The sequence below is a fragment of the Pseudomonas sp. ES3-33 genome, assembly GCF_000952175.1.
Taxonomy (GTDB): Bacteria; Pseudomonadota; Gammaproteobacteria; order Pseudomonadales; family Pseudomonadaceae; genus Aquipseudomonas; species Aquipseudomonas gregormendelii.
Window position 1 is genome coordinate 73,077 of record NZ_JZRI01000119.1, and the last position, 24,468, is coordinate 97,544.

Annotated in this window: 24 protein-coding genes; 19 read left to right on the forward strand and 5 right to left on the reverse strand. The window is 60.6% G+C overall.

The features are described 5' to 3' along the window. Positions 1-82: 82 nt before the first annotated feature. Together UB23_RS20225 and UB23_RS20230 are read right to left on the reverse strand one after the other, a co-directional pair. A complete protein-coding gene (locus tag UB23_RS20225; RefSeq protein ID WP_045061078.1) occupies positions 83-808 on the reverse strand; it encodes an OmpA family protein in 726 nt (241 codons plus the stop codon). Between the two features lie 91 nt (positions 809-899). Beyond that, entirely contained in the window at positions 900-1,595 is a 696-nt protein-coding gene (locus UB23_RS20230) for an OmpA family protein (RefSeq protein WP_045061079.1), read from the reverse strand. Between the two features lie 191 nt (positions 1,596-1,786). On the opposite strand from UB23_RS20230, the gene UB23_RS20235 reads away from it, so the two are divergent. The 14 genes from UB23_RS20235 to pdeM all read left to right on the forward strand — a co-directional run bounded on the left by UB23_RS20235 (position 1,787) and on the right by pdeM (position 16,765). Next, positions 1,787-2,284: a DUF6231 family protein gene (locus UB23_RS20235; RefSeq protein ID WP_045061080.1), complete on the forward strand. Its 498-nt coding sequence runs from the start codon at positions 1,787-1,789 to the stop codon at positions 2,282-2,284. Between the two features lie 4 nt (positions 2,285-2,288). Further along, positions 2,289-2,765 carry a YchJ family protein gene (locus UB23_RS20240; protein WP_045061081.1) on the forward strand — a complete coding sequence of 159 codons (477 nt, stop codon included), beginning with the start codon at positions 2,289-2,291 and terminating at the stop codon, positions 2,763-2,765. 41 nt (positions 2,766-2,806) lie between these two features. Beyond that, positions 2,807-3,292 (forward strand): LEA type 2 family protein, encoded by a 486-nt coding sequence (locus UB23_RS20245; RefSeq protein WP_045061082.1) that lies wholly within the window; start codon positions 2,807-2,809, stop codon positions 3,290-3,292. A gap of 5 nt (positions 3,293-3,297) precedes the next feature. Next, on the forward strand, positions 3,298-3,513 hold the full coding sequence (locus UB23_RS20250) for an SEC-C metal-binding domain-containing protein (protein ID WP_045061083.1): 216 nt from the start codon (positions 3,298-3,300) through the stop codon (positions 3,511-3,513). Positions 3,514-3,772: 259 nt separating this feature from the next. Next, the gene (locus tag UB23_RS20255) at positions 3,773-6,223 is read left to right on the forward strand and encodes a penicillin acylase family protein (protein WP_045061084.1); all 2,451 of its coding nucleotides are present in this window, start codon (positions 3,773-3,775) and stop codon (positions 6,221-6,223) included. A 136-nt stretch (positions 6,224-6,359) separates the two neighbouring features. Continuing rightward, positions 6,360-7,394, forward strand: coding sequence for a ligase-associated DNA damage response exonuclease (locus UB23_RS20260; protein ID WP_045061085.1), 1,035 nt, complete (start codon positions 6,360-6,362; stop codon positions 7,392-7,394). Further along, on the forward strand, positions 7,391-9,079 hold the full coding sequence (locus UB23_RS20265; RefSeq protein WP_045061086.1) for an ATP-dependent DNA ligase: 1,689 nt from the start codon (positions 7,391-7,393) through the stop codon (positions 9,077-9,079). Before UB23_RS20260 ends, UB23_RS20265 begins: the two co-directional genes overlap by 4 nt. A gap of 197 nt (positions 9,080-9,276) precedes the next feature. Next, positions 9,277-10,059: a transporter substrate-binding domain-containing protein gene (locus tag UB23_RS20270; protein ID WP_045061087.1), complete on the forward strand. Its 783-nt coding sequence runs from the start codon at positions 9,277-9,279 to the stop codon at positions 10,057-10,059. 56 nt (positions 10,060-10,115) lie between these two features. Beyond that, a complete protein-coding gene (locus tag UB23_RS20275) occupies positions 10,116-10,844 on the forward strand; it encodes an ABC transporter permease (RefSeq protein ID WP_045061088.1) in 729 nt (242 codons plus the stop codon). Continuing rightward, positions 10,841-11,551 carry an ABC transporter permease gene (locus tag UB23_RS20280; RefSeq protein ID WP_045061089.1) on the forward strand — a complete coding sequence of 237 codons (711 nt, stop codon included), beginning with the start codon at positions 10,841-10,843 and terminating at the stop codon, positions 11,549-11,551. Before UB23_RS20275 ends, UB23_RS20280 begins: the two co-directional genes overlap by 4 nt. An 11-nt stretch (positions 11,552-11,562) precedes the next feature. After that, a complete protein-coding gene (locus UB23_RS20285; RefSeq protein WP_045061090.1) occupies positions 11,563-12,681 on the forward strand; it encodes a succinylglutamate desuccinylase/aspartoacylase family protein in 1,119 nt (372 codons plus the stop codon). A gap of 14 nt (positions 12,682-12,695) precedes the next feature. Then, positions 12,696-13,460, forward strand: coding sequence for an ABC transporter ATP-binding protein (locus UB23_RS20290; RefSeq protein ID WP_045061091.1), 765 nt, complete (start codon positions 12,696-12,698; stop codon positions 13,458-13,460). A 165-nt stretch (positions 13,461-13,625) separates the two neighbouring features. Then, entirely contained in the window at positions 13,626-16,112 is a 2,487-nt protein-coding gene (locus UB23_RS20295) for a ligase-associated DNA damage response DEXH box helicase (RefSeq protein ID WP_045061092.1), read from the forward strand. Then, a complete protein-coding gene (pdeM, locus tag UB23_RS20300) occupies positions 16,112-16,765 on the forward strand; it encodes a ligase-associated DNA damage response endonuclease PdeM (RefSeq protein ID WP_045061093.1) in 654 nt (217 codons plus the stop codon). Before UB23_RS20295 ends, pdeM begins: the two co-directional genes overlap by 1 nt. A gap of 34 nt (positions 16,766-16,799) precedes the next feature. Here the strand turns inward: pdeM and UB23_RS20305 are convergent, their stop codons facing one another. Together UB23_RS20305 and dcd are read right to left on the reverse strand one after the other, a co-directional pair. Beyond that, positions 16,800-17,009, reverse strand: coding sequence for a hypothetical protein (locus UB23_RS20305; RefSeq protein WP_045061094.1), 210 nt, complete (start codon positions 17,007-17,009; stop codon positions 16,800-16,802). A gap of 106 nt (positions 17,010-17,115) precedes the next feature. Next, on the reverse strand, positions 17,116-17,682 hold the full coding sequence (dcd, locus tag UB23_RS20310; protein WP_045061095.1) for a dCTP deaminase: 567 nt from the start codon (positions 17,680-17,682) through the stop codon (positions 17,116-17,118). A gap of 357 nt (positions 17,683-18,039) precedes the next feature. Between dcd and UB23_RS20315 the strand changes: the two genes are divergently transcribed. Then, positions 18,040-18,249 (forward strand): cold-shock protein, encoded by a 210-nt coding sequence (locus UB23_RS20315; protein WP_002554837.1) that lies wholly within the window; start codon positions 18,040-18,042, stop codon positions 18,247-18,249. Between the two features lie 124 nt (positions 18,250-18,373). Here UB23_RS20315 and UB23_RS20320 read toward each other — a convergent pair whose 3' ends face one another. Further along, complete coding sequence (locus UB23_RS20320; protein ID WP_045061096.1) at positions 18,374-19,381, reverse strand: DUF481 domain-containing protein; 1,008 nt, start codon at positions 19,379-19,381, stop codon at positions 18,374-18,376. Between the two features lie 224 nt (positions 19,382-19,605). Here UB23_RS20320 and UB23_RS20325 point away from each other — a divergent pair, with 224 nt between their 5' ends. The 4 genes from UB23_RS20325 (at position 19,606) to UB23_RS20340 (ending at position 24,324) form a co-directional block, all read left to right on the forward strand. Then, the gene (locus UB23_RS20325; protein WP_236695876.1) at positions 19,606-19,899 is read left to right on the forward strand and encodes an MGMT family protein; all 294 of its coding nucleotides are present in this window, start codon (positions 19,606-19,608) and stop codon (positions 19,897-19,899) included. A gap of 43 nt (positions 19,900-19,942) precedes the next feature. Continuing rightward, complete coding sequence (locus tag UB23_RS20330) at positions 19,943-21,499, forward strand: AmpG family muropeptide MFS transporter (protein WP_045061098.1); 1,557 nt, start codon at positions 19,943-19,945, stop codon at positions 21,497-21,499. A gap of 132 nt (positions 21,500-21,631) precedes the next feature. Next, positions 21,632-23,347: a proline--tRNA ligase gene (locus UB23_RS20335; protein ID WP_045061099.1), complete on the forward strand. Its 1,716-nt coding sequence runs from the start codon at positions 21,632-21,634 to the stop codon at positions 23,345-23,347. A 17-nt stretch (positions 23,348-23,364) separates the two neighbouring features. Continuing rightward, positions 23,365-24,324, forward strand: coding sequence for a hypothetical protein (locus UB23_RS20340; RefSeq protein WP_045061100.1), 960 nt, complete (start codon positions 23,365-23,367; stop codon positions 24,322-24,324). The last annotated feature ends 144 nt before the right edge of the window (positions 24,325-24,468 follow it).

Below are 24,468 nucleotides of genomic sequence, written 5' to 3' on the forward strand. Positions count from 1 at the left end.
GCAATCGAATTTTCTTCATGATGGGCGCCGAAAGGGCCGCCCGGACGCTGGTTGGCATCGGCGGACGGCTCTGTTTCGGGCATTAGCGGTTTATGTGCAGTTCCACGCGGCGGTTTTTCGCCCGCCCGTCGTCTGTATCGTTATCGGCGACAGGCTCACGCTCACCTCGCCCTTCACTGGTGAGTTTGTTCGGCGCCAGGCCCTGGCTCAGGAGATAATCGGCGACGCTGCTGGCGCGACGTTCCGAGAGCCCCTGGTTGTAGGCATCAGACCCTACGCTGTCGGTATGGCCGATGACCTTGATGCTGACCACGTCGGCGTTCTGCAGTTTACTCATCAGTGAATCCAGTTCGCTGCGGGCCGCTGGCGTCAGGTCGGACTTGTTGAAAGCGAACAGAACGTCATTGGCATCGCTCAGCGTCACCACTTCAGTCGAGGTCGGAGCAGGTTCGGCTGGTTTCACGCTGGCCGGGTACTGCGGCAGCGGGCAACCATGGTGTTCGACAGGGGTATTGGCAGGCGTATCCGGGCAACGATCACGGCGGTCGAATACACCGTCGTCATCTTCATCGCCATCCTGGGAGTAGCAGATCAGGCCACCGGTCAGGATGCCAAGCGCTGCGCCACCTCCCGCCCAGCCGGCACTTTCAATGGCGCCCAGGCCTCCGCCGACCAGGCCGCCGATAAGGCTGCAGATTGGCCAGGTACGTTGATTCAAGGGGGCAGTGCCATCGCTGTGGGTCGCGCAACCGGTCAGCAGGCTGCCAAGCAGCAGAACCGGTAGGACGGTCCTTGTGAGAACACTCATGTTGAAAGCTCCTGTGTTACCGGCCCATACCGGTTACACAGGAGTAAAGACCGGCATCCGCGACTGCACAAGCCGCGGAGTGCGAGGGGCATCAACGATTGATTTTGATTTCCGTGCGACGGTTCATCGCGCGGCCGTCTGCCGTTTTGTTATCGGCCACTGGCTGGCTCTCGCCTGCACCGGTCACAGACACGAAGCTGCTACGCGGTACGCCACTGGAAATCAGGTACTCAACCACCGAATGTGCGCGTTTATCCGACAGTTTCTGGTTGTAGGCATCGCTGCCCACACTGTCGGTGTGACCGGTCACAGTCAGTTGTGCGCTGGAGGATTCCTGTTTCAGGCGAGTAGCAATCTTGTCGAGCACTTGTTTGTCGGAAGGAGTGAGCGTCGCCTTGTCGAACTGGAAGTGCACATCACGCACGACGATGACTTCTTCCTTGACGACTACCACCTCTTCGACCACGGGTGCTGGCACCGGTGGCGGGCAACCGTCAGCATCGACCTGCACGCCTCTAGGCGTACCCGGGCACTTGTCGCGACTGTCCGGCACGCCATCACCGTCTTCGTCGCCATCACCGTGAACCCAGCAATAGGCCGCTGCCGTACCACCGATCAACAGCGCGCCATAGCCTGCCCACGCCGAGCTCTCGGTTGCACCAAGACCCGCACCGACGACACCACCGACCGCCGCACAGGTCGGCCAGTCGGTTTTCTGCAAACCTGCGCAACCAGTCAACACACTGGTTAGCAGAACCAAGGGTAATGCTGTCCGAACTATGCTCATCTAGTTTTCTCCTGAAGGATCGGCTTAGAACCGATTCAGGGAGTAAAGACCGGAGTTTTAATCTCCGCCAGCAATAGGCCAACGCTGATTTGCCTCGCGTTCTCCGTGGATCGATGCATTTGCCTCAATAGAGCGCTAGGCCCGGACCTTTGGGCAGGCTAGTCTTGGCGGACGCTGATTGAGGATCCTTGATGATTGCCGGTATTTCTTCGCGCACGCCGCAACAGGCGCTGGCCGCCTTGCTTGATCGATACGCCCCCGCACGCCTGCTATTGATAGGTGCCAGTGAGTTTCCCGCGCTCGAGGCCTTCAAGCTCGCGCACCCCGACAGTTGTGTGGCCCACGCCGCACCGGGTCTGTTGCCTGCGGAACTGGCGGCACGCCGGTTCGACCTGGCGCTGGTGGTCGATTGCCTGGAACACCTGCCCAAACGCGACGGTCTGAATTTGCTTGGAGGCATCCGCAATCTCAACGCCAGTCGTATCGCGGTGCTGGCTGACCTGCACGCCAGCGGCTGGCAGGAGACGGACTTTTTCTCCCTGGCCCTGCAAGCCAGCGAGCGGTTCCAGCGCGACGATCAGGTGGTGACGTTGTTCACCTATGATCTGCTTGACTACAAACAGGTACCCGACTGGCTCAACTCGAGGTTCTGGGCCAATCCGGAGAACTTCGGGAAATATTGGTGGTAACGCAATGAGTACATCGATTTGCCCTTGCGGCAGCGGCACCCTGCTGGATGCTTGCTGCGGTCATTATCACGCAGGCCACCTGGCCCCTTGCGCCGCGGCCTTGATGCGTTCGCGCTACAGCGCCTATGTGTTGGGCCTGATCGACTATCTGGTGGCCACCACCCTGCCCGCACAACGGGCTGGCCTGGATCGCCAGTCCATCAGCGACTGGAGCGCCAACAGCACCTGGCTGGGTCTTGAGGTTGAGAGCTCGGAAGTCTTTGGCGGGCAACCGGAACATGCTTTCGTGACCTTTACCGCGCGCTGGCATGACAGCACCGGGGAGCACAGCCATCGCGAGCGCTCCTCATTTGTGCAGAACGCCGGGCACTGGTATTTCATCGATCCGACCGTGCAACTCAAGGCCGGCCGCAACGATGCCTGCCCCTGTGCCAGCGGCCAGAAATTCAAGAAGTGCTGTGCGGGCTATTTCGGCAGCTGAGGCATGACCTGCATCACCTGCAGGCCCAAGGGAAAACCATCATGATCACCCGGCGCATCGTCCTCCACCTGCTGACCTTGAGCCTCGTTCTCGGGCTGGGCGGCTGTGCGTCCTGGTTCAGCAGCGACGAGCCGGAACCGCAACTGCATCTGGTGAAGGTGGAAGTGATCCGCGCCAAATTGCTGGAGCAGAAATTCCTCCTGCACTTTCGAGTGGACAACCCAAACGACAGCGACCTGACGGTACGCGGCCTCGAGTACCGTATTCATCTGGGTGACATGCTGCTGACCGAGGGTGAACACGAACACTGGTTTACCGTGGGGCCCAAGCGCAGCGCGTATTTCAAGGTGCCGATCCGCACGAATCTGTGGCCAAAAATCCGCGGCCTGGTGAAATTGCTGAAAAAACCCGGTCAGCCCATCCCTTACCGTCTGGAAGGAGAGATGGAAACGGGTTTATTCATCGCTCACTACGTGCACATAGCGCGCAATGGCGTGATAATCCCCGCCGATTTAATTCCGGAGTAAACCTGATGACCCAGCAACCCCATGTTCATGGCCCCGACTGCAATCACGATCATGATCATGATCAACACGATCACCATGATCACGACCATGGCCATGTCCACGGCCCGAATTGCGGCCACGCCCACCAGGAGCCGGTGCGCAACGCCTTGAAGGACGTCGGTCGTAACGACCCTTGCCCATGCGGCAATGGCAAAAAATTCAAGAAGTGCCACGGCGCCTGATCGGGTCGTTCACCGCTACCCTGTGGGGGCGAGCCTGCGCGCGATAGCGTCGAACCCGACGCACCGCGTCGCGGCGATCGCCAGCAAGCCGTCCCCTGCAGAATTTGCGCTGTCGCCACCTCCATGGTGGATTCGCCGCGCCCCGTGAACGTCCTTAATCAGACAAATCCAGAAATAACCTGACACCCCGCTTGCGCGCCCCTCTCCTGCTCACTAACGTAGCGGCTTTATTGCGTTAATACCCCGCAGGAGCTTTGCCATGGCCTCGCCAGCCCTTACTCATTTTCTTCCCCGGTTCGGCGTTGCCGCAGCAGTGGCCGGTGTTCTGGGCCTGACCGGTTGTCAGACCCTGAACACTCAGGACACCCTCCCGCCCACCACCGGCGTGCAGCCGCTTAAAGGCCTGGCGCAGAACGTCTCGGTGCGGCGCAACGCCATGGGCATGCCGCTGATCGAAAGCAACAGCTTCCACGACGCGCTGTTCGCCCTCGGCTACGTGCATGCCAGCGATCGCATCACGCAAATGGTCACCCTGCGCCTGCTGGCTCAAGGCCGCCTGGCAGAAATGTCCGGCGCCGACTTGCTGGACGCCGACCGCTACATGCGCGCGGTCAACCTGAAGAAAAGTGCTGGTGAGCTGTACAAGGCGTCCTCCCCGCGGCTCAAGCGTTTTTTTGAAGTCTATGCCCGGGGCGTCAACGCCTACCTGTTCCGCTACCGCGACAAGTTGCCGGCAGACCTGATGGCAACCGGCTACAAGCCCGAATACTGGCAACCGGAAGATTCGGCGCTGATTTTCTGCCTGCTGAACTTCAGTCAGTCAGCCAACCTGCCGGAAGAAATTTCCTCGCTGATGCTGGCGCAGACCGTCAGCACCGACAAACTCCCCTGGCTGACGCCTTCAGCCCCCGACGAAAAACTGCCAGTGGCCGAGGCCGAGAAACTCCAGGGCATCAAGCTCAACGGGCAGATTCCGGGGCTGGTTGACATCAGCAAAGCCGCCAGTCAATTGTCCGACCTGAATTTGCTCGGCGCCACGTCCTCCAATAACTGGGCGATCGCACCGCAGCGCAGCCGCACCGGTAAAAGCCTGCTGGCCAGCGACAGCCACGGCCCGCTCGGCGTGCCATCGCTGTTCAGCTATGTGCAGATTCGCGCGCCGAAATACCAGGCTTCTGGCGTGACCATCGCCGGCCTGCCGCTGGTGCTGGGTGGCTTCAACGGCAAAGTGGCGTGGAGCATGACCACGGTCATGGGCGACAACCAGGACCTGTTCCTGGAAAAAATCAAGCGCCAGGGTAACGGCCTGACTTACGAGGTGGGCGGCAAATGGCAGCCGGTCATGGTTCGTAACGAGACCTACTTCGTCAAAGGCCAGCGGCCGACTCGCGAGGCGGTGTATGAAACCCGCCATGGCCCCCTGCTCAACAGTGCCAAGGGAACCGCCCTGGCCAACGGTTTTGGCCTGGCACTGCAGGCGCCGAGCTTCACCGACGACAAGACCCTGGACGCGTTTTTTGACTTGTCCCGGGCGCAGAATGTCGAGAAGGCCTCAGATGCCAGTCGTGAAATCCGCGCGATTGCGCTGAATCTGGTGTTCGCCGATGCGAGCAACATCGGCTGGCAGGTCACCGGGCGTTATCCGAACCGGCGCGAAGGCGAAGGCCTGTTGCCCTCGCCGGGCTGGGAAGGTCGCTACGACTGGGACGGTTACGCCGACCCGATGCTGCACCCATACGATCAAGACCCCGCCCAGGGCTGGCTCGGCACCGCCAACCAGCGGGTCATCCCCCATGGTTATGGCATGCAGCTGTCCAACTCCTGGTCCGCACCGGAGCGCGGCGAACGCATGGCTGAACTCGCCGGCACCGGCAAGCACGACACGCGCAGCGTGATCGCCATGCAATACGACCAGACCACCACCTTCGCCCCCAAGCTGAAGAAAATGTTCACGGCGCCGGGAATGGCCCAGCCGCTCAAGCAAGCCATCGAAGCGTTGCCGACGGCCGACGCGGTCAAGGCTCGCGAGGCCTATGCCCGCCTGATGGCGTTCGACGGCAAGCTCAGCCCGACTTCCGCCGATGCAGCCATCTACCAGCTGTTCCTGCAAGAAAGCACGCGGCAGATCTTCCTCGATGAGTTGGGGCCGCAAGACAGTGCTGCGTGGAAAACCTTCATCGCCAACGGCAAGCTTTCCTACGCCGCCCAGGCCGATCACCTGCTGGGACGCGAGGACAGCCCATTCTGGGATGACACGCGCACGCCGCAAAAAGAGGACAAGGCAGTGATCCTGGCCCGCAGCCTGGCAGCTGCAATCACCGCGGGCGACAGCTTGTTGGGCGCCGATCACAAGGCCTGGCAATGGGGCAAGCTGCACCGCTACGAATGGAAGAACGCCAGCGGCCAGACCGTCCGCGGTCCGCTTGCAGCCGGTGGTGATCACACCACGTTGAATACCGCCGCGTTTGCCTGGGGCGAAGATTTCAACACTACCCTGGCACCGTCCATGCGTCTCATCGTCGACTTCGGCCAAGCCGAGCCGTTGATGGGCCAGAACGCCACCGGACAATCAGGCAACCCGGCCAGCCCTAATTACCTCAACAGCATCGATCCGTGGCTGAAGGGGCAATACATGAGCCTGCCGATGCAGCCGCAAAACTTCGACAAGGTGTATGGCAAAGCCCGACTGACACTGACTCCCGGGAAATAGTCTTCCCCAGTTGATCATGCCCTGTGGGAGTAAGCTTTGCTCCCACAGGGCATGATGTGTCACCGACACAAATCGATAGAACTTCTGACCTCACGCCGTCCTCATAGCTAACAAGTCCCCCTGCCTGGTCATCCACATGGACCTTGTTATCGCTCGCCCCGAGGGCCTGTACTGCCCCGCCGGGGATTTCTATATAGACCCCTGGCGTCCAGTCGAGCGCTCGGTCATTACCCATGCCCATGGCGACCACGCTCGCACCGGCAATCAACATTACCTGGCTGCGGCCCCTGGCGAAGGGATCCTGCGATCACGCCTGGGCCAGGACATCAACCTGCAAACCCTGGCGTATGGCGAACGGCTGCTGCACCACGGCGTAACCTTGAGCTTTCACCCGGCCGGGCATGTGCTCGGCTCGGCCCAGGTGCGCCTGGAATACGGTGGCGAAGTCTGGGTGGCCTCAGGGGATTACAAGATCGAACCCGATGGCACCTGCGCGCCTTTTGAACCAGTGCGCTGCCATACCTTCATCACCGAATCGACGTTCGGCCTGCCGATCTATCGCTGGCAACCCCAGGCCGAGATATTCGCCGAAATCAATCAGTGGTGGCAGGCCAACGCTGCCGTGGATAAAACCAGCGTGCTGTTCTGCTATTCCTTCGGCAAGGCCCAGCGCATTCTGCATGGCATCGACGCGAGCCTCGGTCCGATCCTGACCCACGGCGCGGTGGAGCCGCTGAATCGGGTCTACCGCGAAAGCGGCGTGTACATCCCGCCGACGATTTACGCCGGCGATGTAAAAAAAAGCGATCCGGTCATGCGCAAGGCCCTGGTGATCGCCCCGCCTTCAGCCGGTGGCAGCACCTGGATGCGTCGATTCGGTGACTACAGCGACGGCTTCGCCAGCGGATGGATGCGCCTGCGCGGGACCCGGCGCCGGCGCGGCGTCGATCGCGGTTTTATCCTGTCCGACCACGCTGACTGGCCGGGCCTGCTTTGGGCCATTGGGCAGACCGGTGCCGAACGGGTCATGGTGACTCACGGCTCGGTCGCCGTCCTCGTCCGCCATTTGCGCGAGCAAGGCCTTGATGCCCAGGGCTTCAGCACTGAATACGGTGACGACGAAGAGGAAGCGACGAGCGCCGAGGCGCAAAGCCCAGAGGTCCCCGCATGAAAGCCTTCGCCGAACTCTATGCCGAACTCGATGCAACGACCTCCAGCAACGCCAAGCTGGCGGCCATGCAAAACTACTTCGCCCAGGCAGCGCCGCAGGATGCGGCGTGGGCGGTGTATTTCCTGTCTGGCGGGCGACCCCGGCAACTGGTCCCGGTTCGCGTCCTGCGCGAGTTGGCAGTTGCATACTCCGGTCTGTCGCCCTGGCTGTTCGAGGAGAGTTACCAGGCGGTGGGTGACCTGGCGGAAACCATTTCGCTGGTACTGCCCGAATCCAGCCACAGCTCCGATGCTGGCCTTGCGGTCTGGATCGAGGAAAAGCTGCTACCTCTGCGCGGGGAACCCCCCGAAGCGCTTGCCCTGGCCCTGCCTGCCCTCTGGTCGCAACTTGACCGCTCCAGCCTGATGTTATGCATCAAGCTGATTACCGGCAGTTTTCGCGTAGGCGTTTCCAAACTGCTGGTGACACGCGCCCTGGCATCCATGGCGGGGCTGGACAGCAAGCGGGTGGCCCAGCGCCTGGTGGGATACACCGACCTGTCCAACCGCCCGAGCGCCGCCAGTTACCTGAAGCTGATCGCGCCGGAATCAACCGACGAACATGCGCAGCGCGGCGGGCAGCCCTATCCGTTTTTCCTGGCCCATGCGCTGTCGCAACCGGTGGACCATTTTGAAGCCCTGCTTGGCCCTGCCAGCCAGTGGCAAATCGAATGGAAGTGGGATGGTATTCGTGCACAGGTGGTGAAACGCGAGGGCCGGCTGTGGATCTGGTCTCGCGGCGAAGAGCTGGTGACCGAGCGTTTTCCGGAACTGGAGAGCCTGGTGCACGGCCTGCCCGACGGCACGGTGATCGACGGTGAAATCGTTGCCTGGAAAGCCGCGCCAGCCGGGACCGAGGATGCCTTCGACCCGCAAGCGCCCTCGGCACCCTCGGTCCAGCCTTTCGCTTTGCTGCAACAGCGCATCGGCCGCAAGACCCTCGGCAAGAAAATCCTCGACGAAGTTCCGGTGGTGGTACTTGCCTACGACTTGCTGGAATGGAATGGCGAAGATTGGCGCAACCAGCCTCAGGCCCGGCGGCGGACCCAGCTGGAGCAGGTTCTCGCCGACTGCAACAACCCGGTTTTGCTGGAATCGCCGGTACTCACCGGCGAAGACTGGCTGGACCTCGCACGCCAGCGCGAAGCTTCGCGCAGCCTCGGCGTCGAGGGCATGATGCTCAAGGCGCGGGACTCGCTGTATGGCGTCGGCCGGACCAAGGACATGGGCGTGTGGTGGAAGTGGAAAGTTGACCCTTACAGCGTCGATGCAGTGCTCATCTACGCCCAGCGCGGCCACGGTCGGCGCGCCAGCCTTTACAGCGATTACACCTTCGCGGTGTGGGACGGCCCGGCGAATTCAACCGAACGCACGCTGGTGCCTTTCGCCAAGGCGTACTCCGGCTTGACCGACGAAGAAATGCGCCAGGTCGACAGCATCGTACGCAAGACCACAGTGGAGAAATTCGGCCCGGTCAGCAGCGTGAAACCGAGCCTGGTGTTCGAACTGGGCTTTGAGGGCATCGCCCTGTCCAAGCGCCACAAGAGCGGGATCGCGGTGCGGTTTCCTCGGATGCTGCGCTGGCGTCGGGACAAGTCAGTGGATGAGGCGGACAACCTGGCCACGCTGCAGGACCTGCTGGGCTGAGATGAACCAATCTGGTGCGCGCACACGGTGATGCCCGCTTGCGTGCACAAACGCCTGCGCACCGTTCCTCACGGCACCTTTTAAAACGCTTGTTCGGGACTATGGTTCAGAAATTGCTACCTTATTCAGGTCTTACGCTTTCCAGTAACAAATTTTACGCGCCACAAGCGCTCAAATTGGTTTTTAGGGATTGAATAATGAAAAAAGCATTGCTGACCCTTTCTGCACTGGCGTTGTGCATGGCTGCCGGCTCCGCGGTGGCAAAGGAATACAAGGAATTGCGTTTTGGCGTTGACCCTTCCTACGCACCGTTCGAGTCGAAAGCGGCTGACGGCAACCTCGTGGGCTTCGACATCGATCTGGGTAACGCGATTTGCGCCGAGTTGAAGGTCAAGTGCAAGTGGGTCGAAAGTGATTTTGACGGCATGATTCCAGGCCTCAAGGCCAACAAATTCGACGGCGTGATTTCGTCGATGACCGTGACCCCGGCCCGTGAAAAGGTGATCGACTTCTCCAGCGAGCTGTTCTCCGGCCCAACCGCCTACGTATTCAAGCAAGGCTCGGGCCTGAGCGAAGACGTCGCGTCGCTCAAAGGCAAAACCATTGGCTACGAGCAAGGCACTATCCAGGAAGCCTACGCCAAGGCCGTGCTGGACAAGGCTGGCGTTAAAACCCAGGCTTACCAGAATCAGGACCAGGTGTATTCCGACCTGACTTCCGGCCGTCTCGACGGCGCCATCCAGGACATGCTTCAAGCCGAACTGGGCTTCCTGAAGTCGCCAAAAGGCGCAGGCTACGAAATCAGCAAGCCGGTCGACAGCGAATTGCTGCCAGCCAAAACAGCGGTGGGCATTAAGAAAGGTAACACCGAGCTGAAAGCACTTTTGGATAAAGGTATCAAAGCGTTACACGACGATGGCACCTACGCCACCATCCAGAAGAAACACTTCGGCGATCTGAATCTGTACAGCGGCAAATAATGCCCGGCGCCCATCTCTGGATGGGCGCTTTTTTTATCCGATCAGGTTGCTGATTTATGTTCGAAAACCTCCTGCAAAATCTGGGGCTCTCAGCCTTCAGCCTCCAGGGCTTTGGCCCGTTGTTGCTGGAAGGCACCTGGATGACCATCAAATTATCGGCATTGTCGCTGCTGGTGGCCGTGTTGCTCGGCCTGCTCGGCGCCACGGCCAAGCTATCGAAAGTCAAAATGCTGCGGGTGCCGGCGCAGGTCTACACCACGCTGATCCGCGGGGTGCCGGACCTGGTGCTGATGCTGCTGATTTTCTACAGCCTGCAGACCTGGCTGACATCGTTTACCGATTTCATGGAATGGGAATATATCGAGATCAACCCGTTCAGTGCCGGGGTCATTACCCTGGGCTTCATTTATGGCGCCTACTTCACCGAGACCTTCCGTGGCGCGATCCTCGCAGTGCCCCGGGGCCAGGTCGAAGCCGCCACCGCCTACGGGCTCAATCGCGGCCAACGCTTTCGTATCGTGGTGTTCCCGCAAATGATGCGCTTTGCCCTGCCAGGCATCGGCAACAACTGGATGGTAATGCTCAAGGCCACCGCACTGGTGTCGATCATCGGCCTCGCCGACCTGGTCAAGGCCGCACAGGACGCCGGTAAGAGTACCTACCAACTGTTCTATTTCCTGGTGCTGGCGGCACTGATCTACCTGCTGATTACCAGCGCCTCCAACTTCGTCCTGCGCTGGCTCGAACGCCGCTACGCCGCCGGCTCGCGGGAGGCCGTACGATGATCGAACTCCTGCAGGAATACTGGAAACCCTTCCTTTATACCGACGGCTATAACATCACAGGCCTGGCAATGACCCTGTGGTTGCTCAGCGCATCGATCTTCATCGGCTTCCTGGTGTCGATCCCGCTATCGATTGCCCGGGTCTCGCCCAAGGTCTACGTGCGCTGGCCGGTGCAGTTCTACACCTACCTGTTTCGCGGGACGCCGCTCTATATCCAGTTGCTGATTTGCTACACCGGCATCTACAGCCTGGCGGCGGTGCGTGATCAACCGGTGCTGGACGCGTTCTTTCGCGATGCCATGAACTGCACGATCCTGGCGTTTGCCCTGAACACCTGCGCCTACACCACGGAGATTTTCGCCGGGGCCATTCGCAGCATGAACCACGGCGAAGTCGAAGCGGCCAAAGCCTACGGCCTGACGGGCTGGAAGCTGTATGCCTACGTGATCATGCCTTCGGCCCTGCGCCGCTCGTTGCCCTATTACAGCAACGAAGTGATCCTGATGCTGCATTCGACCACCGTGGCGTTTACCGCAACTATCCCGGATGTCCTGAAAGTCGCGCGGGATGCCAACTCGGCGACCTTCCTGACCTTTCAGTCGTTCGGCATCGCCGCCCTGATCTACCTGACCGTTACCTTTGCATTGGTCGGCCTGTTCCGCCTCGCCGAACGCCGATGGCTGGCCTTCCTCGGGCCGACCCACTAGGACTTTGCACCATGCGCCACCAGATCCATGACTTGCTGGCCCCGCTACCGGGGACCGCACGGCAGATTCACAGCTTTCACTTCGGCCCCTCGTCGGCCAGCGGCAAGATCTACATCCAGGCATCCCTGCACGCCGATGAAATGCCCGGCATGCTGGTGGCCTGGCATCTCAAGCAGCGCCTCAGGGAGCTGGAAGCCGCCGGCCGCCTGCGCAGCGAAATCGTACTGGTACCCGTGGCCAATCCGGTTGGCCTCGAACAGGTTCTGATGGATGTCCCCCTCGGGCGCTACGAGCTGGAAAGCGGACAGAATTTCAACCGCTGGTTCGTCGACCTGAGTGAAGAAGTCGGCAACGACATCGAAGGGCAACTGGGCGACGATCCACAACGCAACCTGCAGGTGATCCGCAGCAGCCTGCGCCAGGCCCTGGCGCGACACACGGCGACGACCCAGTTGCAATCCCAACGCCTGACCCTGCAAAGGCTGGCCTGTGATGCCGACCTGGTGCTGGACCTGCATTGCGATTTCGAAGCCGTTGCGCACCTTTACACCACCCCCGAGGCCTGGCCTCAGGTGGAGCCACTGGCCCGCTACATCGGCGCCGAAGCCAGCCTGCTGGCCACCGATTCCGGCGGCCAATCGTTTGACGAATGCTTCACGCTACTCTGGTGGCAGTTGAAAGAGCGCTTCGGCGAGCACTTCGACATCCCCTTGGGCAGTTTCTCGGTCACCGTCGAATTGCGCGGCCAGGGTGACGTCAATCACCCCCTGGCCAGTCTCGACTGCCAGGCAATGCTCGACTACCTGATCCACTTCGGCGCCATCGTCGGCACGCCGGGGCCATTGCCCGAATTGCCCTACCCCGCGACACCGCTGGCCGCGGTGGAGCCTGTAACGACGCCGGTTGGCGGCTTGCTGGTGTTCGCGGCGCTGCCTGGGGAATACCTGGAAGCCGGGCAACTGGTGGCTGAAATCATTGATCCGGTGCTTGACCAGGTCACCCCGGTCCATTGCGCCACCGCAGGGCTGATGTACGCCCGGTCACTGCGACGCATGGCCACGGCCGGCATGGTGATCGCCCACGTTGCGGGCACTGAAGCCTATCGCAGCGGCTACCTACTTTCGCCTTGAGGATGCATTGCCCCATGTACAAACTGACCATTGAAGGCCTGCACAAAAGCTATGGCGATCATGAAGTGCTCAAGGGTGTTTCGCTCAAGGCAAAAACCGGCGACGTCATCAGCCTGATCGGCGCCAGCGGCTCGGGCAAAAGTACCTTTCTGCGCTGCATCAATTTTCTCGAACAGCCCAACGACGGTGCGATGAGCCTCGACGGCCAGAGTATCCGCATGATCAAGGATCGCCACGGCATGCATGTCGCCGACCCCGATGAACTGCAAAGGATTCGCACGCGCCTGGCGATGGTGTTCCAGCACTTCAATCTGTGGAGCCACATGACGGTGCTGGAGAACATCACGATGGCACCGCGCCGGGTGCTGGGCTGCGACAAAAAGGAAGCCGAGGACCGCGCCCGCCGTTATCTGGACAAGGTGGGCCTGGCGGCGCGGGTGGCCGATCAGTACCCGGCCTTTCTTTCGGGCGGTCAGCAGCAACGCGTCGCCATTGCCCGCGCGCTGGCGATGGAGCCGGAGGTGATGTTGTTTGACGAGCCGACTTCAGCCCTGGACCCGGAATTGGTCGGTGAAGTGCTGAAAGTGATCCAGGGCCTGGCCGAAGAGGGCCGTACGATGATCATGGTGACCCACGAAATGAGTTTTGCGCGCAAGGTGTCGAACCAGGTGCTGTTTCTGCACCAGGGTCTGGTCGAGGAGGAAGGCGCGCCCGAGGATGTATTGGGCAATCCGCGCAGCGAGAGGTTGAAGCAGTTCCTGAGCGGAAACCTGAAATAACGGGAGCCCGATTACCTGGCCCCCAGATCATTTCTGCGGGGGCGCCTGCGTAGGAGCTGTCGAGTGAAACGAGGCTGCGATCTTTTGAACTAGTTCAGCAAACGCCAGCTCGAAAGATCGCAGCCTCGTTTCACTCGACAGCTCCTACAGGGCACAGCAGCCGGCATGGGATCCTCTCCAGACTTTGCAAAAAAATGGTTTAGCGCTCGCGGCTGGAAGCCGTTCGCTTTTCAAAAGCAGGTCTGGGCCGCCGTCAAGCAAGGCCAGTCGGGACTGTTGCACGCCAGTACCGGCGCCGGCAAAACCTACGCCGTCTGGTTTGGCGCACTCAACCGCTACGCCAGCACCCTCTCCCCGGTCGAAACCCTGCGCAAGCGCAAACCTGTAGCCGAACCCTTGACCGTCCTGTGGATTACCCCGATGCGCGCATTGGCGGCGGACACCGCGCGAGCATTGGAGGGGCCTCTGCAGGACCTGCAGATACCCTGGAGCGTCGGCCTGCGAACCGGTGACACCAGCAGCAGCGAACGGGCCAGGCAAAGCAGGCGCCTGCCCACCACGCTGATCACCACCCCGGAAAGCCTCACTCTGCTGCTGGCCCGGGCCGACGCGCAAAGCGCCTTGTCGACCTTGCGCATGATTGTGGTGGATGAATGGCACGAACTGCTCGGTAACAAGCGCGGAGTGCAGTTGCAACTGGCCCTCGCCCGCCTGCGCCGCTGGCAACCCGACCTGGTGGTCTGGGGCGTGTCCGCCACCTTGGGTAATCAGGCCCACGCCGAGCAAGTGCTGATCCCTCAAGGCGGCGGCACTAGCGTGCAGGGTCAAAGCGGCAAAGAACTGCGAGTCGATTCACTGCGCCCTCGCGCCATCGAACGCTTTCCCTGGGCCGGGCATATTGGCCTGAAAATGCTGCCGCAGGTGGTCGCCGAACTCGAGTCCAGCCCCAGCACCCTGGTGTTCACCAATACCCGCGCGCAATCGGAAATCTGGTATCAGGCGCTGCTGGAGGCTCGGCCGGACTGGGCCGGGATCATTGCGCTGCATCACAGTTCACTGTCCCGCGATACCCGGGACTGGGTTGAACGGGCCCTCAAGGATGGGCAGCTCAAAGCCGTGGTCTGCACCTCCAGTCTCGACCTGGGGGTGGATTTCCTGCCGGTGGAAAGGGTGCTGCAAATCGGCTCGGCCAAAGGCGTCGCGCGGCTGATGCAGCGGGCAGGCCGCTCCGGCCACGCGCCGGGGCGGGTGTCACGAGTGACACTGGTACCGACTCACAGCCTTGAATTGATCGAGGCAATTGCGGCGCAAGACGCCGTAGCGCAGCGGCGCATCGAGCCTCGGGAATCGCCGCACAAGCCGCTGGATGTGCTGGTGCAACATCTGGTCAGCATGGCGTTGGGAGGTGGTTTCATACCCGAGGAATTGTACGAAGAAGTACGCGGTGCCTGGGCCTATCGCGACCTCAGCCCGGCGGACTGGGTGTGGGCGCTGGCTTTCGTACGTCACGGCGGGCTGTCTCTGACGGCCTATCCGGATTATCGCCGGGTCGAACCGGATGAGCATGGCGTGTGGCGGGTACCCGACGCGCGCTTGGCGCGACGCCATCGCATGAGCATTGGCACCATCGTCAGCGATGCGAGCATCCAGCTGAAGTTCTGGAGCAAGGGCGGTGGCGGCAAGCAACTGGGCAGTGTCGAAGAGGGATTCATAGCCCGGCTCAAGCCCGGCGACGGCTTCCTGTTCGCCGGGCGCTTGCTGGAGCTGGTGCGGGTGGAAAACATGACCGCCTACGTCAAGCGCAGCACGGCGAAAAAAGCCGCGGTGCCGCGCTGGAATGGCGGACGCATGCCGCTCTCCAATGAACTGGCCACGGCGGTGGTTGCGCGTTTCAGCGCAGCCGCGTCAGGCGAGTTCATCGGGCCGGAAATGAAAGCGTTGCGCCCCTTGCTGGAAGTGCAGCAACAGTGGTCCGGGTTGCCAACGGATAAAAGCCTGCTGGCCGAAGCCCTGAAATCCCGCGAGGGCTGGCACCTGTTTCTCTACCCATTTGCTGGACGCCAGGTGCACCTGGGCCTGGCCAGCCTGCTGGCGTGGCGGGTCAGTCAACGCCTGGCGGTTACGTTCTCCATTGCGGTGAATGATTACGGGCTGGAGTTGCTGAGCGCCACCCATGTGGACTGGTCTGAGCATCTCGACCCGGCGCTGCTCAGTCCTGAGCGCTTGATGGCTGATGTGCTTGCCAGCCTGAATGCGGGCGAGCTGGCCTTGCGCCGTTTTCGCGAGATTGCGCGCATCGCCGGCCTGGTGTTTGCCGGTTATCCCGGCGCGCCGAAAAGTACCCGGCAGGTACAGGCCTCCAGCGGCCTGTTTTTCGAAGTCTTCAAGCAATACGATGCTGACAACCTGCTGCTGGCCCAGGCAGGGGAAGAAGTGTTGCGCGAGGAACTGGATATACGGCGCCTGGAAGAGACACTTGAACGAATCGGCCGACTCAGGCTCGACCTGCACCCGATCAAACGTCCTACACCGCTGGCCTTCCCACTGCTGGTGGAGCGCATGCGCGAAAGCATGAGCTCGGAAAAACTTGCCGACCGCATCCGCCGCATGGTCAGCGACCTGGAAACGACTGCAGAGAAAGGGAAAGCCTGATGAGTACACCCTACCCCGTCCGGCTCGCGGGTGAAGAGCTGTGGCTGCTACCGGAAAAAGCCATCTACTGGCCAGCGCAACAGGCATTGCTGGTGGCCGATGTGCACTTTGGCAAGGCTGCCGCGTATCGGCGCCTGGGTCAGCCCGTGCCTCAGGGCACTACCACGCAGAACATCCGTGTGCTGGACGCGCTGCTGGCGCGACTGGCGTGTCGGCAACTCATTTTCCTGGGTGACTTCCTGCACGGCCCTGGCTCCCACGCACCGGCTACTTTGAGCGCCCTGGCGCAGTGGCGTGCGCGGCACATCGACCTGCCAATGACATTGATCCGCGGCAATCACGACAAGCGCGCCGGCGACCCGCCCACCTCACTGAACATTCGCGTAGTGCCGGAGCCAATGTTGCTCGGGCCCTTTGCGCTGCAACATGAGCCTGACCCGCACCCCGACCGGCACGTGCTGGCCGGTCACGTCCATCCGGTGTATCGGCTTCAGGGTCGCGGGCGACAAAGCTTGCGCCTGGCGTGCTTCAGGCTTGCAGAGGCTGTCAGCCTGCTACCTGCCTTCGGCGCATTTACCGGCGGGTACCAGGTCGAGCGGGATGACAGTTGCAGATTGTTCGTGATTGGCGACAACGAGATATGGCCGGTGTAGGAGCTCTCGCTCCCACACAGCAATGGCCGGCGCATCATGCAACAGGCGCTGGAGGCGGCTCATCCGGCAAGGTGGGCTCGCCAGGTTCGGTCGGTTGTTCGTTGGGGGTATCAGGATCAGGCTGGCCGGGGATGCCCCCGGCCATGCTGAGTGGCGGGTGCGCCAGCAGTGACCAGGCCAAAACGCCAACCTGATTGGGCTCAAGCCTTGCCAGTTCGGCACTTATTTGCGGATCGATCTTCATAGAGCACTCCTGAGCAGTGGCCCGGTTCACTGTGCGCGAACCGGGCAGTACACCCAATAGAGTGTGTTCCCGCCGAAGAATTCCCACGACCCGTCAGATGGATGACTCAGGTGCGCGGCAGGGTAACGCCGCGCTGGCCCTGATACTTGCCGCCACGGTCCTTGTAGGACACTTCGCACTCTTCGTCGGATTCGAAGAAAAGCATCTGTGCGACACCTTCATTGGCGTAGATTTTTGCCGGCAGCGTGGTGGTGTTGGAGAATTCCAGGGTCACATGGCCTTCCCACTCCGGCTCGAGCGGCGTCACGTTGACGATGATGCCGCAACGGGCGTAGGTGCTTTTACCCAGGCATATGGTCAGCACGTTGCGCGGTATGCGGAAAAATTCCACGGTGCGGGCCAGTGCGAACGAATTGGGCGGAATGATGCAGACATCGCTCTGGACGTCGACAAAGCTCTTCTCATCGAAGTTTTTCGGATCGACGGTTGCCGAGTTGATGTTGGTGAACACTTTGAATTCATCGGCGCAGCGCACGTCGTAGCCGTAGCTCGACACACCGTAGGAAATCAGGCGCTCGGCACCTTCACCGCGCATCTGGCGCTCAACGAAGGGCTCGATCATGCCGTGCTCTTGCGCCATGCGGCGAATCCACTTGTCCGATTTGATGCTCATGGCGGGTGTCCTGAATAGCGAGGTGGAGAAAATCTGTCCGGCATCTTACCGGGGGCGGGTCGCCGGTTCAAAGAGCGCAATTAAATTCTCCCGCGCGCGCCCCCCGAATTTCCGGGCCCTCACTGTATTTTGATGCACCGTCAGTCACGAAATAAGAGAAACCTTCGCAAGAAGCATTGGCACATTCCGGAAAAAGGGTTAAGGTGGCGCCACTGTGCTGCTTGTGTCACTGAGAATCTCTACACGATATGTTGAATTTCGATCCAACCATCTACAAGAATTTTTCCTGCTCTTTGCACTCAGTCTCGGCCAGGGTTCTTCCTGCGTCGCAGTTATCTTTGTTCAAGGAGTTACACCATGTCTAATCGCCAAACCGGTACCGTTAAGTGGTTCAACGATGAAAAAGGCTTCGGCTTCATCACTCCACAATCCGGTGACGACCTGTTCGTTCACTTCAAAGCTATCCAATCCGACGGCTTCAAAAGCCTGAAAGAAGGCCAACAGGTCTCTTTCATCGCTACCCGCGGTCAGAAAGGCATGCAAGCTGAAGAAGTTCAAGTTATCTAACTTGTACTTGCTTTAGTAAAAAGCCCCGCCCTCAAAAGCGGGGCTTTTTTGTGCCTGTGTGTTTTTGCCAGGCAAAGAAGATCGTCCTATCGGACGATCTTTTGATCTTGAGCTTAAGCGCTTATTACCAGGCCACACCGAACCCAGCGGTATAACGGGTCTTCTCCAAATCAGCATCATCAGTACCACTGATGACATCTCGCTCAGCCTTCAGGTTAAGCGAAGCCCAATCGGTTACCTTGTAACGCAACCCCACTTCGGTATCCAGCGCGTAATCCGCAACGCCTGACAATGGCTTGCCCACCTCGCCGTTGGTGAAGAACTCGACCTTCTTGCCAATCAGGTAGCGGTTGTAGTCCCACTTCATGGCCAGGGAATAGAAGTTTTCCTTGCCACCGTCCGCGTACTCATAATCCGTGCGGTTGACCAGTGATCCCAGCGAGAACGCGCCCAGCTCGTCATCCCAGAACTGATAACCAGGACCGGTACCGACGGTGCGCTGACGGGACAGGTCTTCGACCTTGTCGCGCTTATAGACAGCGCGACCTTGCCAGAACCATTTCTCGGTCAGGAACCGATCGAGGGAGTACTCACCGCGCCAGTTATCCGTGGTGACCACGTCGTCCTGGAATTCGCGGTTGTATTCGCCCTCCGCCGTATGCCGCCACTTGCCATGACGCGCACTGGTCTTGAAGTCGATATCGTAGTCATCGGTGTCTTTCTCGGCCCGCTGGTAGTCCAGCGCCATGTCGACATTGCCCTTCCATACCAGGTCCTCAACCACCGGCTTGGGCTTGAGGATCTGCTGGATACTGGCAAGCTCCACGGTCTTCGGCGCATCGCCATTGGCCAGCGTCACCTTGCCATCGTCTGCCGCATGCAGTGACTTGGCCTTTTCCCCGGTGTAAGCATCCTGCTTGACCAGTAACTCCTGATCGCTTTCCAGCGTCTTGACCTGTTTCCAGTCGATCGGGATCGCGCCGGCGTACTCGGTCTGGATCAACAGCTTGCCGCCGTCGAACAGGGTGATCTTGCCGCTCAGCTTGTCACCGTTCTTCAACCAGACGGTGTCGGCGAGCAAGGGTGTGGAAGCACTTAGTACAGCGAGGCACAGCAGGGATCTGGACACCATAAGCAAATACAGGCTCAAGTTTGCGAAAAAAAGTCGGCATTATCCTTACGAATAAGACCCTAGCAAGCACTGACACGACTATTTCTATTGAGTTCATTTCTCAATTGGCCATTCTCGACTTACTCTGGTGACCGTAAATACCTCGACCCGCAGGAATTGCGCACGTGACAGACCCGCTCAATGAAAACGACAGCGCTGCGCAAACCCGACGCACGGCGCTCTACATGACGCTGGCGCAGGTGCCGCCGGGCAAGGTCGTCAGTTATGGGCAGCTTGCCGAGCTGGCAGGACTGGGGCGCGCCGCTCGTTATGTCGGCCGAACCCTTAGCCAGCTTCCCGGTGACAGCAAATTACCGTGGCACCGGGTACTCGGCGCGGGCGGGCGCCTGAGCCTGCCAGCAGGCAGCGCTTGCGGGGATGAACAGCGCGCGCGATTGCGCGAGGAAGGCGTCAGCATCCTGAATAATCGTGTTGATATTCAGCGCCATGGCTGGCGCCCGGTAGAGCACAGCGGTTAGAGTGCGCGCTTTGTTTCCGTAATCTTGAGGCAGACTCCAGCCCATGCCCCGTAAAACCTGGCGCGCCGCGCTCGCCGCCTATGCCAGCCCTTCAACGCTCGTGCTGTTGCTGCTGGGTTTCGCCGCCGGCCTGCCGTACATGCTGGTGTTTTCAACACTTTCGGTCTGGCTGCGCGAAGCCGGTGTGGCTCGCGAAACCATTGGCTATGCAAGCCTGATCGGTTTGGCCTATGCCTTTAAATGGGTGTGGTCGCCGCTGCTCGACCAATGGCGCCTGCCATTGCTCGGCAAGCTGGGGCGTCGACGTTCCTGGCTGGTCCTTTCCCAGGCACTGGTCATTCTCGGCCTGATCGGGATGGGTTTCTGCGACCCGCAAAAACACCTGTCCTGGTTGATCGCGATCGCCGTGGTTGTGGCCTTCGCTTCGGCGACACAAGACATCGCGGTCGACGCCTATCGCCTGGAAATTGCCGACGACAGCCGCCAGGCTGCCCTCGCCGCCAGTTACATGTCCGGTTACCGTATTGCCGCATTGCTGGCCACGGCCGGCGCACTGTTCTTCGCCGAAGGCTTTGGCTCGACAGGCTTCAACTACCAGCATTCAGCCTGGGCCGGCACCTACATCCTGTTCGGCGCCCTGATGATCCCGGCGTTGCTGACCTCCTTCTTCATGCGTGAACCGCCGGTGCCCCTGCGCACGCAACTGCAGGCCGGGCGGTACTCCTTCGCGCATCAACTGGCTTCCGTGTTCGTACTGATCGTGTTGCTGGTGTCTGTGCCTGCCATGTTCACCCAGCTGTACAACACCGATTTCGCCAGCGTGCTGTTCGAAGGCCACAGCGTGCTCGACCTGCTGCTGGAAGACCGCGCGTTCCTGCGGGCCATTCTCTATACCACGCTGACCTTCATGTGCCTGTCGGCCATGGGTCGCCGCGGCCTGGCACCGGTGCTGACGCCGGTCAACGACTTCATCCTGCGCTACCGCTGGCAGGCGCTGCTGCTGCTGGGCCTGATCGCCACCTATCGAATGTCCGATACGGTCATGGGCGTGATGGCCAACGTGTTCTACATCGACCAGGGTTTTACCAAGGATCAGATCGCCAGCGTCAGCAAGATCTTCGGCCTGATCATGACGCTGGTGGGCGCCGGCATGGGCGGGTTGCTGATCGTGCGCTTCGGTATCCTGCCGATCCTGCTGATCGGTGGCATTGCTTCAGCCGGCACCAACCTGCTGTTCCTGATGCTCGCGGACATGGGCGCCAACCTGAACATGCTGATTGTCACCATTTCCCTGGACAACTTCAGTTCCGGGCTGGCGACTTCGGCTTTCGTCGCCTACCTGTCGAGCCTGACCAACCTCAAGTTCTCCGCCACGCAGTACGCCCTGCTGAGCTCGATCATGCTCCTGCTGCCACGCCTGATTGGCGGCTACTCAGGGGTCATGGTGGAGAAATTCGGTTATCACAACTTCTTCCTGATCACCGCGTTGCTGGGCGTCCCGACCCTGCTCCTGATCATGCTGCACTGGTATCAGGAAAGCCGCCGCGCAGGGCCGACACCGGAACCGATTCCTGCACCTGCGGCCGAAGAACCCCTTTAGCTGGAAAGCGCGCAGGAGCGGGGTAATTCCCGCCCTGCCGCGACACCACCGACCGCACGCCTGTACGCCAGCAGATCTCGCCCGTACAATGCTCCGTCATTTCTCGTCATCAGCAACCGACAACGGCCAACCATGCGCACCAGTCAATTTTTGCTCGCCACACAGAAAGAAACGCCTTCCGACGCGGTCGTGATCAGCCATCAGCTGATGCTGCGCGCCGGCATGATCCGCAAACTCGCCTCGGGCCTGTACACCTGGCTGCCCATGGGCTTGCGAGTGATGCGCAAGGTTGAAGCGATCGTTCGCGAAGAAATGAACGCCGCCGGCTCTCTCGAAGTGTTGATGCCGAGCACGCAACCGGCTGAGCTGTGGCAGGAATCCGGGCGCTGGGAAGAATACGGCCCTGAATTGCTGCGCTTCAAGGATCGCCATGGTCGTGATTTCTGCGCCGGCCCGACCCACGAAGAGGTCATCACCGACCTGATGCGCAGCGAGTTGAGCAGCTACAAGCAGCTGCCGATCAACCTGTATCAGATCCAGACCAAATTCCGTGACGAGATCCGTCCACGCTTCGGCTTGATGCGCGGTCGCGAATTCATCATGAAGGACGCCTACTCGTTCCACGCGGACCAGGCTTCGCTGCAGGTCACTTACGACCGCATGCATCAGGCCTACTGCAACGTGTTCACCCGTCTGGGCCTGAAATTCCGCCCTGTGGAAGCCGACAACGGCTCCATCGGTGGTGCCGGCTCCCACGAGTTCCACGTACTGGCCGAATCCGGCGAAGACGATATCGCCTTCAGCAACGGTTCCGACTACGCCGCGAACATCGAAAAAGCCGAAGCCGTGCCCCGGGAAACCTCCCGCCCGGCGCCAACTGAAGAGCTGCGCCTGGTCGACACCCCGGACACCAAGACAATTGCCGCCCTGGTGGAAAAATTCAATCTGCCGATTGAGAAGACCATCAAGACCCTGATCGTGCGCGCCGAGGAAGAAGGCAAGCTGATCGCCCTGGTCATTCGTGGCGACCACGAACTCAACGAGATCAAGGCTGCCCAGCAACCTGGCGTGGCGAGCCCGCTGGTCATGGCTACCGACTCCGAACTGCGCGACGCCATTGGCGCCGGCGCTGGTTCGCTGGGCCCGCTGAACCTGCCGCTGCCTATCATCATCGACCGCTCGGTGGAGCTGATGAGCGACTTCGGCATTGGCGCCAACATCGACGACAAGCACTACTTCGGCGTGAACTGGGAACGCGACCTGCCGGTTCCGACCGTTGCCGACCTGCGTAATGCAGTGACCGGCGACCCAAGCCCGGACGGCAAAGGCACCCTGGAAATCAAGCGCGGGATCGAAGTCGGGCACATCTTTCAGCTGGGCAACAAGTACAGCAAAGCGATGAAGTGCGAAGTGCTGGGCGAGAACGGCAAGCCGGTCACCCTGGAAATGGGCTGCTACGGCATCGGCGTGTCCCGCGTGGTGGCTGCGGCCATCGAACAGAACAACGACGCCAACGGGATCATCTGGAGTGACACACTCGCTCCATTCCAGATCGCGCTGGTACCGCTGCGCTACGATAACGAACAGGTCCGCGAAGCCACCGACAAGCTGTACGCAGAATTGACGGCGGCCGGTTTCGAAGTGTTGTTGGACGACCGCGACAAGAAAACCAGCCCGGGCATCAAGTTTGCCGACATGGAGCTGATCGGCATTCCTCACCGGATCGTGGTCAGCGACCGCGGCCTCGCCGATGGCAACCTGGAATACAAGAGCCGCACCGAACCTGAAGCACAGGCATTGCCGGTCGCTGACGTGCTGCCCTTCCTCCAGGCCCGTATCCGCCGCTGACACCAGATAGAGAAGTCATGTTCAAGCGAAACACCTTAGGCCTCGGTGGTGCCGCCCTGTGCGGCACCCTGCTGGTCAGCGGTTGTGCCAATCAAATGTCACAACGCAGCGAGCACGAGGAACGTGTCGAGCGCAAATTGCTCGATCACAGCCTGCAGGTCGATGTCGGCGAGCCCAAGGTGCTTGAGCTGCCGCAACGCCGGGTGAAAATCCACGAGCAGAAGACCTTCGAAGTCACCGAGTTCGAGGTCACTCGCCATTACGACCGCTACACGCCCTACCAACCCTGGCGAGAGGCTTACGAAATTCCGCTGGGCGCCGTGGCTGTGGTAGCCGGCGTCGGCGCGAACGTGGTCAATGTGTTCGCCCTGGGCAATCTGCCGGACAGCGTGACCAAGGACTGGCTGAGCTACGGTTTCGCCGGGCTCAATCCGTTCATGAACGTGCAATCCCATGGTCGCGCTCAGCAGAACCTGGCGGGTATCGACGAAGTCCAGCTCGACAAGCGCACCGAGTACTCGAGCCTGCCATGGAGCGAGCGCCCGGTGCAGGTCAAGGCCGGCAAGGAGACGTTCGAGCTGACTACCGACAAGAATGGCGTGCTACGCCTGAACCTGCTGGACAGCCCGTTCGCTGAACATGACATCAATCATCTGACCCGCTTGCTGATCAGCGTCGCGGACGGCCAGGACGAGGTACACGTCAATACGTCCCTGGCCGTCAGCAGTTCACTGCGCGGCAAACTGCTCGAAGCTCACGGACTGATCTACGACGACCTGGAAGACGACGAAGTAAGCCAGTGGGTGCACCGGGTCAAGCGCCTGTCGGAGCTGGGGCTGGAGGAAGAAGCCACTGAACTGGAACAGAGCCTGATCGAACTGACTCGCAATGATCCCGAGCTACAGACCGAATTCCTCAAGTCTTTGACCAAGGATGCCGGGCGGCTGGTGGCGGATCCGGGGCCGAATTCGAATTAAAGTCTCTTCAAAGATCGCAGCCTTCGGCAGCTCCTACCAGGGCGGCGCGCTTCCTGTAGGAGCTGCCGAAGGCTGCGATCTTTAGACCTTGAAAAACTACCGCTCAAACAACTCCATCTGCTCAAACCCACCCCGCATATCCTC